Origin of the sequence: Brevundimonas diminuta 3F5N (assembly GCF_900163625.1) — a bacterium.
Classification (GTDB): Bacteria; Pseudomonadota; Alphaproteobacteria; order Caulobacterales; family Caulobacteraceae; genus Brevundimonas; species Brevundimonas diminuta_A.
Genome location: NZ_FUIE01000056.1, coordinates 1 through 12,016, shown reverse-complemented (window position 1 = coordinate 12,016; position 12,016 = coordinate 1). Strand labels below are relative to the sequence as shown.

Annotated in this window: 16 protein-coding genes; 11 read left to right on the top strand and 5 right to left on the bottom strand. The window is 66.8% G+C overall.

Annotation, left to right across the window (positions count from 1 at the left end):
• Positions 1–199: 199 nt before the first annotated feature.
• Entirely contained in the window at positions 200–1,012 is an 813-nt protein-coding gene (locus FM111_RS10760; protein WP_256968210.1) for a glutaminyl-peptide cyclotransferase, read from the bottom strand.
• A gap of 2 nt (positions 1,013–1,014) precedes the next feature.
• Positions 1,015–1,842 (bottom strand): TerC family protein, encoded by an 828-nt coding sequence (locus FM111_RS10755; RefSeq protein WP_087140940.1) that lies wholly within the window; start codon positions 1,840–1,842, stop codon positions 1,015–1,017.
• A gap of 331 nt (positions 1,843–2,173) precedes the next feature.
• Between FM111_RS10755 and FM111_RS10750 the strand changes: the two genes are divergently transcribed.
• The 5 genes from FM111_RS10750 (at position 2,174) to FM111_RS10730 (ending at position 7,068) form a co-directional block, all read left to right on the top strand.
• Positions 2,174–2,728, top strand: a complete 555-nt coding sequence (locus FM111_RS10750; protein WP_087140939.1) for a F0F1 ATP synthase subunit delta — start codon at positions 2,174–2,176, stop codon at positions 2,726–2,728.
• Between the two features lie 66 nt (positions 2,729–2,794).
• Positions 2,795–4,327, top strand: coding sequence for a F0F1 ATP synthase subunit alpha (gene atpA, locus FM111_RS10745; RefSeq protein ID WP_087140938.1), 1,533 nt, complete (start codon positions 2,795–2,797; stop codon positions 4,325–4,327).
• A gap of 37 nt (positions 4,328–4,364) precedes the next feature.
• Positions 4,365–5,234 (top strand): F0F1 ATP synthase subunit gamma, encoded by an 870-nt coding sequence (locus tag FM111_RS10740; protein WP_087140937.1) that lies wholly within the window; start codon positions 4,365–4,367, stop codon positions 5,232–5,234.
• A 37-nt stretch (positions 5,235–5,271) separates the two neighbouring features.
• Entirely contained in the window at positions 5,272–6,795 is a 1,524-nt protein-coding gene (atpD, locus tag FM111_RS10735) for a F0F1 ATP synthase subunit beta (protein WP_087140936.1), read from the top strand.
• 3 nt (positions 6,796–6,798) lie between these two features.
• Positions 6,799–7,068: an ATP synthase F1 subunit epsilon gene (locus FM111_RS10730; RefSeq protein WP_003167474.1), complete on the top strand. Its 270-nt coding sequence runs from the start codon at positions 6,799–6,801 to the stop codon at positions 7,066–7,068.
• A 99-nt stretch (positions 7,069–7,167) separates the two neighbouring features.
• Here the strand turns inward: FM111_RS10730 and FM111_RS10725 are convergent, their stop codons facing one another.
• On the bottom strand, positions 7,168–7,644 hold the full coding sequence (locus FM111_RS10725) for an RNA pyrophosphohydrolase (RefSeq protein ID WP_087140935.1): 477 nt from the start codon (positions 7,642–7,644) through the stop codon (positions 7,168–7,170).
• Between the two features lie 78 nt (positions 7,645–7,722).
• Between FM111_RS10725 and FM111_RS10720 the strand changes: the two genes are divergently transcribed.
• On the top strand, positions 7,723–8,118 hold the full coding sequence (locus FM111_RS10720) for a Tat pathway signal protein (RefSeq protein ID WP_087140934.1): 396 nt from the start codon (positions 7,723–7,725) through the stop codon (positions 8,116–8,118).
• A 187-nt stretch (positions 8,119–8,305) separates the two neighbouring features.
• Here FM111_RS10720 and FM111_RS10715 read toward each other — a convergent pair whose 3' ends face one another.
• Positions 8,306–9,280 carry an ABC transporter ATP-binding protein gene (locus FM111_RS10715; protein WP_087140933.1) on the bottom strand — a complete coding sequence of 325 codons (975 nt, stop codon included), beginning with the start codon at positions 9,278–9,280 and terminating at the stop codon, positions 8,306–8,308.
• A gap of 189 nt (positions 9,281–9,469) precedes the next feature.
• On the opposite strand from FM111_RS10715, the gene FM111_RS10710 reads away from it, so the two are divergent.
• From FM111_RS10710 to FM111_RS10690, 5 genes are all read left to right on the top strand, one after another.
• A complete protein-coding gene (locus FM111_RS10710) occupies positions 9,470–9,760 on the top strand; it encodes a hypothetical protein (protein ID WP_087140932.1) in 291 nt (96 codons plus the stop codon).
• Positions 9,761–9,817: 57 nt separating this feature from the next.
• Positions 9,818–10,057 (top strand): zinc-finger domain-containing protein, encoded by a 240-nt coding sequence (locus FM111_RS10705; RefSeq protein WP_087140931.1) that lies wholly within the window; start codon positions 9,818–9,820, stop codon positions 10,055–10,057.
• Positions 10,058–10,065: 8 nt separating this feature from the next.
• The gene (locus tag FM111_RS10700; RefSeq protein WP_087140930.1) at positions 10,066–10,506 is read left to right on the top strand and encodes a VOC family protein; all 441 of its coding nucleotides are present in this window, start codon (positions 10,066–10,068) and stop codon (positions 10,504–10,506) included.
• Complete coding sequence (locus FM111_RS10695; protein ID WP_087140929.1) at positions 10,503–11,120, top strand: DUF6655 family protein; 618 nt, start codon at positions 10,503–10,505, stop codon at positions 11,118–11,120. Before FM111_RS10700 ends, FM111_RS10695 begins: the two co-directional genes overlap by 4 nt.
• Before the next feature lie 116 nt (positions 11,121–11,236).
• Positions 11,237–11,899, top strand: a complete 663-nt coding sequence (locus FM111_RS10690) for a nicotinate-nucleotide adenylyltransferase (RefSeq protein ID WP_179205080.1) — start codon at positions 11,237–11,239, stop codon at positions 11,897–11,899.
• Between the two features lie 18 nt (positions 11,900–11,917).
• Here FM111_RS10690 and FM111_RS16610 read toward each other — a convergent pair whose 3' ends face one another.
• Positions 11,918–12,007 carry a nuclear transport factor 2 family protein gene (locus tag FM111_RS16610; RefSeq protein ID WP_373407974.1) on the bottom strand — a complete coding sequence of 30 codons (90 nt, stop codon included), beginning with the start codon at positions 12,005–12,007 and terminating at the stop codon, positions 11,918–11,920.
• Positions 12,008–12,016: the final 9 nt, after the last annotated feature.

The window sequence follows — 12,016 nt, the reverse complement described above, 5'->3', positions numbered from 1 at the left end:
GCCTTGCCCCGCCGTCATCCTCTCTCTCGTGCCGTCATCCTCGGGCTTGACCCGAGGATCCAGCCTCTCGACGCTCAAACATGGATACGCGATGTCCCTGCGCGGCGGTCGTGATGAATGACGTCGCGTTTGCTGGATCTTCGGGTCAAGCCCGAGGATGACGGTGGAAGGGGGGCTGCGGGGGAGGAGGGCGCCCGTCCTACCGCGGCCCGGTCAGCTTGATCTCGAACAGGCTGGGCCAGTTCTTGCCGGTGACGAACAGGCGGCGGTTCTGCGCGTCCCAGGCGATGCCGTTCAGCACGTCGTCGACCGGGTCCTTCACCTGATCCTTCGGCAGCAGACCGCTGAGGTCGATGACGCCGACCACGCGGCCGGACTCTGGGTCGATGCGGAGGATGTAGTCGGTCTGCCAGACGTTGGCCCAGACCTCGCCGTCGATCCATTCCAGCTCGTTCAGCCGGCGCACCGGCCGACCGTTCAGGGTGACGGAGACGCGGCCGGTCTCGACCTGGGTGTCGGGGTCGAAGAAGCGCAGGGCCGCTGATCCATCCGACAAGATCAGGCGCGTCCCGTCATGCGTCAGCCCCCAGCCTTCGCCCGCATAGGCGAAGCGCGAGACGGGGCGGAGGTCGTCCGCGCTCCAGATGAAGCCGACGCCGTTGATCCAGGACAGGGAGAAGACGCGGCCGTCCTTTTCGGTCAGGCCCTCGCCGAAATATTCAGGGTCGAGATCGCGCTTCTGCAGTACGACGCCGTCCTCCAACCGCACCCGGCGCACGCTGGAGGGGTTGCGGCCGGTGCTCTCGATCAGCACGCCGTCACGAATGACCAGCCCCTGGGTGAAGGCGGTCGGGTCGTGGGGGAAGGTTCGCACCACCTCATAGCCGTAGACCGGAACGCGGGCGGGCGCGAGCGGAGCGGAGGGGGAAGAGGCGGCCGGTCCCGGCGCTTGCGCCGCCGCCGACGCGGGAAGCGCCAGCAGAAGCGTCGCCAGGACCGGCCAGATACGCACGTTTAGACGCCTGGCTCGGCGGTTTCGGCCTTGTTGAGGGCGGCCTTGGCGGCGTCCTCGGCCTGGTTCTTTCTGATCTGGGCGTTACGCGACCACATGTTCAGGCCCTCGACCAGGGCCGAGAAGGCCATGGCGGCGTAGATGTAGCCCTTGGGCACGTGGACGCCGAAGCCGTCGGCGATCAGCACGGCGCCGATCATCAGCAGGAAGCCCAGGGCCAGCATGACCACGGTCGGGTTCTTGTCGATGAAGTCGGCCAGAGGATCGGCGGCCAGCAACATGACGGTCACGGCGATGATCACGGCCACCATCATGATGGGGATGTGATCGGTCATGCCGACGGCGGTCAGGATGGAGTCGATCGAGAACACCAGGTCCAGCAGGATGATCTGGAAGATGGCCGAGCCGACATTGTTGATGACGACGTCCTTCTTGTCCTTCTCCAGCATGTCGTTCGACGGGGTGACGTCGACGGCGTGGTGGATCTCCTTGGTGGCCTTCCAGACCAGGAAGAGGCCGCCGGCGATCAGGATCAGATCGCGCCAGGAGAAGGCGGTGTCGAAGGTCTCGCCGTGGAAGCCCAGGTCGAAGACGGGCTGCGTCAGGCCGACGATCCAGCCGATGGTGGCCAGAAGGCCCAGGCGCATGATCAGCGCCAGGGCGATGCCGATGCGGCGCGTGCGCTGGCGGTGCTCGGGGGGGAGCTTGTTCGAGAGGATCGAGATGAAGATCAGGTTGTCGATCCCCAGCACCACCTCCATGACCACGAGGGTCACAAGGGCCGCCCAGGCGGCGGGATCGGTCAACAGCGGGGTTATGCTTTCGAGCATCGGGGTTCCTGATGGGTGTTGGAAGGTTTTCGGTAACGGGAGCGTGAGCGCGCATCAAGCGTCTGATGGCGTCGTCGTCGTCGCAGGCCCTCCTGTCGGACCCAGCTTGGCCGGTCCTATTCGACCAAAGAGAGCGCGGGTGCGGCGTTATCGTTCCGCGCCCGTCGGTTGCGAGGCGAGGCCTTGCATGGTATCAGCCGCGCGGCTTTAGCGAAGGGCGTATCGAAAGATGCGTCCCCAGCGTGCTTTCAATAAGCATTTCAGGCCCTTGGCTGGCGCAGGCGACTGCGGCCGGTCTTGCGACAATCGCTTCAGACGCGGACCAATATAAGTGGCGGACGATTTCAGGACGACGGAAGTCGGCGGACGGTATGCACAAGCGCTGTTCGACCTCGCGGACGAGACGGGGGTGCTCGACGCCGTGCGCGCCGATCTGGCTGCGCTAAAGGCGGCTTGGCTGGACAGCGCGGACCTGCGCCGTCTCGCCACCTCGCCTGTCGTGGCGTCGGTTGATCAGGCCAAGGGCCTGGCCGCCATCGCCGACAAGGCCAAGTTCAATGCGACGACGCGCAACTTCCTGGGCCTGCTGGGCCAGAACGGGCGTGCGTCGGACCTGCCGGGCGTGATCGCCGGCTTCGAGGCGCTCTACGCCAAGAAGACGGGCGTCGTGGCCGCCGAGGTGGTCTCGGCCGTGGCGCTGAGCGCCGCCCAGACCAAGAAGATCCAGGCCGAGCTGCGCGCGGCCCTGGGTCGCGACCCCGAACTGACCGCCCGCGTCGATCCGACGATCCTGGGCGGGCTGAAGGTCAAGGTGGGCTCGAAACTGTTCGACGCCTCGCTGAAGACCAAGCTCGACCAGATGACCTTTGCGCTGAAGCGCGCCTAAGCCCCGAATTTCAGATCAAGCCGGGCCAGCGGGCCCGCACCGAAGACGAAAGCCAGAGAGCCAATCATGGATATCCGCGCCGCCGAAATCTCGGCCATCCTCAAGTCGCAGATCGCCAACTTCGGCGTGGAAGCCGATGTCTCGGACGTCGGCCAAGTGCTGTCGGTCGGCGACGGCATTGCGCGCATTCACGGTCTGGACAATGTCCAGGCCGGTGAAATGGTCGAGTTCACCAAGGCCGGCGTGAAGGGCATGGCCCTGAACCTGGAGCGCGACAACGTCGGCGCCGTGATCTTCGGCGCAGACGCCGCCATCGCCGAAGGCGACGACGTGCGCCGTCTGGGCGAAATCGTGGACGTGCCGGTCGGCAAGGGCCTGCTGGGCCGCGTCGTGAACCCGCTGGGCGAGCCGATCGACGGCAAGGGCCCGATCCAGTTCACCGAGCGTCGTCGCGTCGATGTGAAGGCCCCCGGCATCATCCCGCGCAAGTCGGTTCACGAGCCGATGCAGACGGGCATGAAGGCGATCGACACCCTGATCCCGGTCGGCCGCGGCCAGCGCGAGCTGATCATTGGCGACCGTCAGGTCGGCAAGACCGCCGTCGCCATCGACACCATTCTGAACCAGAAGGCCGTCAACAAGTCGGACGACGAGTCGGCCAAGCTGTACTGCATCTACGTCGCCATCGGTCAGAAGCGTTCGACCGTGGCCCAGATCGTCAAGACCCTCGAAGAGTCGGGCGCGCTGGAATACACGATCGTCGTGGCCGCCACGGCGTCGGAACCGGCCCCGCTGCAGTTCCTGGCTCCGTTCGCCGGCACCGCCATGGGCGAGTACTTCCGCGACAACGGCATGCACGGCCTGATCATCTATGACGATCTGTCCAAGCAGGCCGTGGCCTACCGCCAGATGTCGCTGCTGCTGCGCCGTCCGCCGGGCCGTGAAGCCTATCCGGGCGACGTCTTCTACCTGCACAGCCGCCTGCTGGAGCGTTCGGCCAAGCTGAACGAGGACTACGGTTCGGGCTCGCTGACCGCCCTGCCGATCATCGAAACCCAGGCCAACGACGTGTCGGCCTACATCCCGACCAACGTGATCTCGATCACCGACGGCCAGATCTTCCTGGAATCGGACCTGTTCTATCAGGGCATCCGTCCGGCCGTGAACGTCGGCATCTCGGTGTCGCGCGTGGGCTCCTCGGCCCAGATCAAGGCCATGAAGCAGGTCGCCGGTTCGATTAAGGGCGAACTGGCCCAGTACCGTGAAATGGCCGCCTTCGCGAAGTTCGGCTCGGACCTGGACATCTCGACCCAGAAGCTGCTGGCGCGCGGCGCCCGCCTGACCGAGCTGCTGAAGCAGCCGCAGTACTCGCCGCTGGCCGTGGAAGAGCAAGTCGTTTCGATCTACGCCGGTACGCGCGGCTATCTGGACGGCATCGCCGTTTCGGACGTCGGCCGCTTCGAGAGCGAACTTCTGGCCCGCGTTCACGCCAACCACGCTTCGCTGCTGGAAGGCATCCGCACCAAGAAGGCCCTGACGCCCGAGCTGGAAGCCGAGCTGAAGGACATCCTGGCGGCCTTCGCCAAGACCTTCGCCTAACCGTTCGGCCCTGTAGTCAAAGGAAGAGCAGAGCCGGATGGCTAGCCTCAAGGAAATGCGCGATCGGATCGGAAGCGTCAAAGCGACGCAGAAGATCACGAAAGCCATGCAGATGGTCGCGGCGGCCAAGCTGAAGCGCGCCCAGGAGCAGGCGGAGAACGCCCGCCCCTATGCGTCGCGGATGGCCTCTGTCATCGCCAACCTGGCGGCCGGCGTCGGCGACGACGGCCCGCGCCTGATGACCGGAACCGGCGCCGACCAGAAATATCTGGTCGTCGTCGCCACGGCCGATAAGGGCCTGGCGGGCGGTTTCTCGACCAACGTCATCCGCGCCGCGCGGGACCACATCAACAGCCTGATCGCCAACGGCAAGACGGTCGAGATCGTGGCCGTCGGCCGCAAGTCGCGCGACCAGCTGACCCGCCTGTTCGGCGACAAGGTCATCAAGACCTTCGAGCTGAGCGAGCACAAGACGGTGGGCATGCATTCGGCCCAGCCGATCGCCGAACTGCTGGCCGAAAAGTTCGAGGCGGGCGAGGCCGACAAGGTCACGCTCTTCTACAGCCAGTTCAAGTCGGTGATCTCTCAGGTCCCGTCGCTGCGTCAGCTGGCTCCGGCCGAAGTCGACGCGGACGCCTCGGCCGAGGCCGGCGCGCTCTATGAATATGAGCCGTCGGAAGAGGACATCCTCGAGACCCTGCTGCCGCGCAACCTGACGACGCAGATTCTGGCCGCCCTGTTGGAAAACCAGGCCGGCTTCTTCGGCGCCCAGATGGCTGCGATGGATAACGCCACGCGTAACGCCGGCGACCTCATCAGCGCCCTGACGCTGCAGTACAACCGTTCCCGCCAGGCTCAGATCACCACCGAGCTGATCGAGATCATCGCCGGCGCTGAAGCGCTCTGATCCCGACACAGCTGACATTCGACACGGACAAGCACCGATGACCGACACCACCGCCCCGAAGAAACCCGCCGCCAAGAAGCCGGCCGCTCCCAAGAAGGCCGCCGCTCCGAAGGCCGCCGCCGCCGTCACGGGCCAGGGCAAGATCGCCCAGGTCATCGGCGCCGTCGTCGACGTTGAGTTCGACGGCCACCTGCCGGGCATCCTGAACGCTCTGGAAACCCAGAACGTCGACCAGAAGACGGGCGAGCCCTTCACCCTGGTCCTGGAAGTCGCCCAGCACCTGGGTGAGAACATGGTCCGCACCATCGCCATGGACACGACCGAAGGTCTGACGCGCGGCCAGGCCGTCGTCGACACCGGCAAGTCGATCATGGCTCCGGTCGGTCCGGGCACGCTGGGCCGCATCATGAACGTCGTCGGCCAGCCGATCGACGAAGCCGGTCCGATCAAGACCACCGAGTTCCGCCCGATCCACCGCGAGGCGCCTTCGTTCGAAGAGCAGTCGACCTCGTCGGAAATCCTGGTCACGGGCATCAAGGTCATCGACCTGATCTGCCCCTACACCAAGGGCGGCAAGACCGGCCTGTTCGGCGGCGCCGGCGTCGGCAAGACCGTCACCATGCAGGAACTGATCAACAACATCGCCAAGGCTTACGGCGGTTATTCGGTTCTGGCCGGCGTGGGCGAACGCACCCGCGAAGGCAACGACCTGTATCACGAGATGATCGAGTCGAACGTGAACGTCGCCGGCGGCGGCGAAGGCTCCAAGTGCGCCCTGGTTTACGGCCAGATGAACGAGCCCCCCGGCGCCCGCGCCCGCGTGGCCCTGACCGGCCTGGCCCAGGCCGAATACTTCCGCGATGAAGAAGGCAAGGACGTCCTGCTGTTCATCGACAACATCTTCCGCTTCACGCAAGCCGGTTCGGAAATGTCGGCTCTGCTGGGCCGTATCCCGTCGGCCGTGGGCTATCAGCCGACGCTGGCCACCGAGATGGGCAACCTGCAGGAGCGCATCACCTCGACGCAGAAGGGCTCGATCACCTCGATCCAGGCCATCTACGTTCCCGCCGACGACCTGACCGACCCGGCGCCCGCCGCCTCGTTCGCCCACTTGGACGCGACCACGGTTCTGAACCGCGACATCGCCGCCCAGGCCATCTTCCCGGCCGTGGACCCGCTGGACTCCACCTCGCGGATCATGGACCCGCTGGTCATCGGCGAAGAGCACTACCGAGTCGCCCGCCGCGTGCAGGAAACCCTGCAGCAGTACAAGGCGCTGAAGGACATCATCGCCATCCTGGGCATGGACGAGCTGTCGGAAGACGACAAGCTGATCGTGTCGCGCGCCCGCAAGATCCAGCGCTTCCTGTCGCAGCCCTTCTTCGTGGCTGAGCAGTTCACCGGTTCGCCGGGCAAGTTCGTCGAACTGGCTGACACCATCCGCTCGTTCAAGGCGATCTGCGACGGCGAATACGACCACCTGCCGGAAGCCGCCTTCTACATGGTCGGCGCCATCGAAGAGGCGGTCGAGAAGGCCGCCAAGATGGCCGCGGAAGCCTAAGTCATGGCCGGTAAGCTGAACTTCTCCCTCGTCGCCCCGGAACGCGAAGTCTTCGCCGGTTCGGTCGATCAGGTCGATGCGCCGGGCGTCGAGGGCGACTTCGGCGTCCTGCCCGGTCACGCGCCCTTCATGACCACCCTGCGCGAAGGCGTGGTGACGGTCTATGACGGCGCCCAGCGCCGCCGCTTCGAGGTCAAGGGCGGCTTCGCCGACGTCAACGGCGAAGGCCTGACCATCCTGGCCGAAGAGGCTTCGGAGCTGACCGCGAACTGAGGTTCGCACGGCTGAAACGATCAAAGGCCCCTCGCTCCGGCGGGGGGCCTTTTTCATGCGCGCTTCCTGAGCCGTCGCCCATCGCGAAGGACGGAAGCGTCAGACGGCCCATTCTCCAAACACCCGCACCACCTGCTCATAGACCGGCCGTTTAAAGGGCACGATCAGGCCGGGGGCTTCTTCCAGCCGCCCCCAGCGCCAGGCGTCGAATTCCGGTTCGCCGTGGGCGTTCAGGTCGATTTCGTCTTCGTCGCCGGTCAGGCGGAAGGCGAACCACTGCTGGCGCTGGCCCTTCAGCCCCTTCCAGCTCTTGGGGCTCGGCAGGCCTTCGGGGAAGTCATAGGGAATCCATTCCGTCGTGCGGCCCAGCAGGGCGATGGAGCGCACGCCCGTCTCCTCGTGCAGTTCGCGGCGGGCGGCGACTTCCAGATCTTCGCCGTCATCGACGCCGCCCTGCGGGAACTGCCAGTTCCACGGCTCGGGCGTGTCGGCGCGGCGGCCGAACCAGACCTGACCGGCCGGATTGAACAGGACGACCCCGACGTTGGGGCGATAGAGGGACAGATCGACAGTCATGCGTTCTCGCATACGCCGCCGCATTGCCTGAGACTAGGCGTCAACGTCCGGGAAAGGCGGGGCGGCTAAGGTGGCATCATGGACAGACGTCATCTGATCGGCCTGACTCTGAGCTGTCTCGCACTGGCGAGCGCGGCGCACGCTTCGCCCGAGAAGAGCGGGGGCGGCAAGGGCGGCTATCTGTCCTTGCCCACGGCCACGGCGACGGTCCTGCGTCGCGACGGACGACGCGGCGTGATGACGGTCGAAACGGGCCTTGATATCGCCGATGGCGCCTTGATGGAGCGGGCGCAACTGTCCCTGCCGCGCCTCAGCGCCGCCTATAATGAAGTGGTCAGCATCGCGGCCGAACGGTTGCTGCCGGACGCGCCGCCCAATGTCGAATGGCTGATCATCGCCCTGCAGCACGCCACGGACGCCATTCTGGGCAAACCAGGGGCCAAGCTGCTGCTGGGCACGGTGATGGTGGTTTGAGGCGAGGCGTCACTCACGCTCATAGCTGCCGTCATCCTCGGGCTTGACCCGAGGATCCAGTTGTCCGCCCACACGACGTAAGCCAGGTTGAGCGCGCACTGCGCTGGATCCTCGGGTCAAGCCCGAGGATGACGGCGTGGAAGAGGGAGAGGCGAAGAGGGAAGAGGGCGGGGCGAGGCCCGCGTCCTCAATCCTGCGTTGGATCGGGGCGGCTGGTATCGCCGTAGGTCATGGCCAGGAAGACGTCTTCCAGGTCCGGGTCTTCGGTGGCGATGTCCTTGATGGTCACGCCCGCCGCGCGCACGGCGGCCAGCACCTGCTCGACGCTGGATTCGCCCGTCCGATAGGTGACGACGAAGGCGCCGTTGGCGCGCGGGGCGACGGTGAAGCCGTTCAGGGCGGGCAGGGTCTCTGGCGTCGTCTCGGGCGTCACCACGACGTTGCGGGTGTCCAGCCGTTTCAGCAGCTGTTCGGTCGGCTCGCAGGCCACGACCTCGCCACGGTTGATGATGGCGATGGTGTCGCACAGCTCCTGCGCCTCTTCGAGGTAGTGGGTGGTCAGGATCACCGTCACCCCCTCCTCGTTGATCTTGCGGACGTACTCCCACAGCTGGCGGCGCAGCTCGACGTCCACGCCCGCCGTCGGCTCGTCCAGGATCAGGACGGGCGGATTGTGCACCAGGGCCTTGGCCACCATCAGGCGCCGCTTCATGCCGCCGGACAGGGCGCGGACATAGGCGTTGGCCTTGTCCGACAGGCCGAGCGCGGCCAGCAGCTCGTCCGAGCGGCGCTCGTTGGCGGGCACGCCGTAGAAGCCGGCCTGGACCTCCAGCGCCTCGCGCGGGGTGAAGAAGACGTCGGCGACGATCTCCTGCGGCACCACGCCCAGGGCCGAGCGGGCGTCGCGCGCCTCATGGTCGATGTCGCGGTCCCAGATGCGGACCGTGCCCTCGGACTTGTTCACCACCCCGGCGATGATGTTGATCAGGGTCGACTTGCCCGCGCCGTTCGGCCCCAGCAGGCCGAACATCGAGCCGCGCGGCACCGTCAGGTCGACCCCGCGCAGCGCCGTCTTCGGCGGCGACTTGCGCGAGCCCTTGTAGGTCTTCTTCAGCCCCCTGACCTCGATGGCGTTGACGGGCAGGCGGGGCGTTTGGGTCATGAGGCGGACTTCAACTCGAGCAGGGCGGGGCGGACGGCATAGGTAGGGCGCGCAAGGCCGTTCGCCAAGCGGCTGACGCGCGAGGCGAGACAAGGTTGCGAGACGATATGTAAATGGTGCTTGACGCGGCTGGTTGTCGTGTCTAGCTTCCTTGTCAGAAAGACAACTTCACTTGGATGAGGACACGCCATGACCACCGCCGTCGCTACCCGCAAGCCTCTGACCCGCACCCGCATCATCGGCTTCGCCGCCATGGGAGTCTGCGCCATCGGCTACACCGCCTTCGCCCTGGCCCTGGGGGCCGGCAAGCTGGACTATCTGCCCATGACCCAGGCGGCGATCATCGCTGCGGTCGCCGCCGTGATCGGCGAGATCGGCCTGTGGGTCGGCGCGGGCTGCCTGGGCCTGACCCTGTTCAAGAAGCGCAAGGCCCTGTTCGACAAGGTGATGGGCCGCAAGGCCGCGCCCTCCGACGTTTGACCTGACGGTCCGGTCCGCCTAGGAACGGCGCAAAGCCTTTCCAGACCGGACCGGATCATGCCTCCCCGCCATCTCGACGCCGTCATTCCTCCGCCCGAAGAGATCGTGGTCTCGACCAAGCGCGTCGCCTGCGACGGCGGCGGCGGGGCCCTGGGCCACCCGCTGGTCTATATGGACATGGGCGAGGACGACTTCATTGAGTGCAGCTACTGCGACCGCCGCTTCGTGCTGTCGGATCATCCGCGTCCCGAAAGCGAGTACCTCGACCCGGCGGCGCGCCCGCCCGAGGCGCACTGAGCCTGGCCATGCGTTATCTGCACGCCATGGTCCGGGTGAAGAATCTGGACGCCTCGATGCGCTTCTACCGCGACCTGCTGGGTCTGGAGGAGACGCGCCGCGCGGATTACGAGGCCGGGCGCTTCACCCTGGTCTATCTGGCCGCGCCCGCCGACAAGGCCCGCGCCGAGGCCGAGAAGTCGCCCGAGGTCGAACTGACCTACAACTGGGACGATCAGGACTACGACGGCGGCCGCAACTTCGGCCACTTGGCGTTTCAGGTCGACGACATCTACGCCGCTTGCCAGCGATTGATGGACGGCGGCGTCGTCATCAACCGTCCGCCGCGCGACGGCCACATGGCCTTCGTCCGCTCGCCGGACGGGATTTCGATCGAGCTGCTGCAGGCGGGCGAGCGTCTGGCCCCGGCCGAGCCCTGGGCCTCCATGCCGAACGTGGGCGCCTGGTGATCGTCGCCCGGCGTCTGATCCTGTGTCTGGCGGTCCTGAGCTTGGGCGCCTGCGCCTCGGTGACGGAGACCAATCCGGCGCGGACGGCCACCGACATGCTGCTGGTCAACCGCGCCGCCGACCGCGCGGTCGAGGGGCTGACCCTGCCGATCCCGCAGGGCGCGCGCGTCTTCGTCGACGAGACCTATTTCCAGGCCGAAAACGCCCGCTATGCGCTGAGCGCCATCCGCGCCGCCCTGTCGGAAGCCGGCTACGCCATCGTGCGCGAGCGCGGCGAGGCCGACGCCATCTTCGAGGTGCGCGCCGGGGCCCTGTCGCTGGACCAGCTACGCCGGGTGGTGGGCATTCCCGACATGCGGGTGCCGATCAATGAGAGTCTGAACGTCGTCTCCCTGCCGGAGCTGTCGCTCTATTCCAACCGCGACCGCATGGGCGTGGCCGAGTTCTCGGGCTTCCTCTACGACGCGCGCACGGGGATGCCGCTGGGCGCCGTCACGCCGATGATCGGCCAGTACAAGATCCGCAGCCACAAGGCCTTCATGATGATCACCTGGGGCCAGCAGCTGGCCCAGCCGGGCGAGCGCGATCCGGGCTCGAGCTGGAAGGAATTCTAGCGTGAAGGCTCGCTCCGTTCGCGGAGCGAGACAGCCGCTTCGGACCGTGTTAGGGCGCAGGTGAGCATAAGGCGTTGGCCGCGCTCATCTGTTCGCCGCCGCCGCAAGAGACGCCCTTGTCCTTCTTTCACGCCGGTCCCGCGCCGAAAGGCTCCGGTCTTCGCCGAGGCGCCCTGCGCGACGGGCTGGATTTGGCGCCGGGGATGAAGGTCGGCCTGTTCGGCGGCTCGTTCAATCCGGCCCACGACGGCCACGCCCATGTGGCGGCCACGGCCCTGCAGCGGCTGGACCTGGACCGGGTGGTCTGGCTGGTGTCGCCGCAGAATCCGCTGAAATCCAACCACGAGACCGCGCCTCTGTCGGACCGCATGACCTCGGCGCGCGCCGTGGCGGCGAGCGTCGGCCCGGCCATGATCGTCTCGGACTTCGAGACGCGGGCGGGCACGGGCTGGACCGTCGACACCCTGCGCGCCATCGTCGCGCGCCATCCGGGCGTGCATTTCGTCTGGCTGATGGGGTCGGACAATCTGGCGGGCTTCCACCGCTGGCGGGGCTGGACCGACATCATGCGGTTGATGCCGGTGGCGGTGATCGCCCGGCCGGGCAGTCTGCTGGACAGCCGCACGGCGCCGGCGGCGGCGCGGTTCGCCCGATATCGCATTCCCGCCGCCCAGGCCGGACTGCTGCCCAATCTGGAGGCGCCGGCCTGGACCTATCTGACGGCGCCGCTGAATCACCGCTCCTCCACCGCCATCCGGGCGACGCGCGCGGCGGGGTGAAGGCGCGGGTCTGATCCGTCAGTGCGCGGCGCGGGGCGCGCGCGAGGACGAGTGGTAGCTGACGATGCGCCATTCGCCGTTGCGTCGCTCCAGCATGCTGGTGGCCACGCCCTGCCG

What these genes read in the sequence shown, in the direction of transcription:
- FM111_RS10755 (WP_087140940.1), bottom strand. Translation starts at nt 1,842, where the DNA reads ATGCTCGAAAGCATAACCCCGCTGTTGACCGATCCCGCCGCCTGGGCG.
- atpA (WP_087140938.1), top strand. Translation starts at nt 2,795, where the DNA reads ATGGATATCCGCGCCGCCGAAATCTCGGCCATCCTCAAGTCGCAGATC.
- FM111_RS10740 (WP_087140937.1), top strand. Translation starts at nt 4,365, where the DNA reads ATGGCTAGCCTCAAGGAAATGCGCGATCGGATCGGAAGCGTCAAAGCG.
- atpD (WP_087140936.1), top strand. Translation starts at nt 5,272, where the DNA reads ATGACCGACACCACCGCCCCGAAGAAACCCGCCGCCAAGAAGCCGGCC.
- FM111_RS10730 (WP_003167474.1), top strand. Translation starts at nt 6,799, where the DNA reads ATGGCCGGTAAGCTGAACTTCTCCCTCGTCGCCCCGGAACGCGAAGTC.
- FM111_RS10725 (WP_087140935.1), bottom strand. Translation starts at nt 7,644, where the DNA reads ATGACTGTCGATCTGTCCCTCTATCGCCCCAACGTCGGGGTCGTCCTG.
- FM111_RS10720 (WP_087140934.1), top strand. Translation starts at nt 7,723, where the DNA reads ATGGACAGACGTCATCTGATCGGCCTGACTCTGAGCTGTCTCGCACTG.
- FM111_RS10715 (WP_087140933.1), bottom strand. Translation starts at nt 9,280, where the DNA reads ATGACCCAAACGCCCCGCCTGCCCGTCAACGCCATCGAGGTCAGGGGG.
- FM111_RS10710 (WP_087140932.1), top strand. Translation starts at nt 9,470, where the DNA reads ATGACCACCGCCGTCGCTACCCGCAAGCCTCTGACCCGCACCCGCATC.
- FM111_RS10705 (WP_087140931.1), top strand. Translation starts at nt 9,818, where the DNA reads ATGCCTCCCCGCCATCTCGACGCCGTCATTCCTCCGCCCGAAGAGATC.
- FM111_RS10700 (WP_087140930.1), top strand. Translation starts at nt 10,066, where the DNA reads ATGCGTTATCTGCACGCCATGGTCCGGGTGAAGAATCTGGACGCCTCG.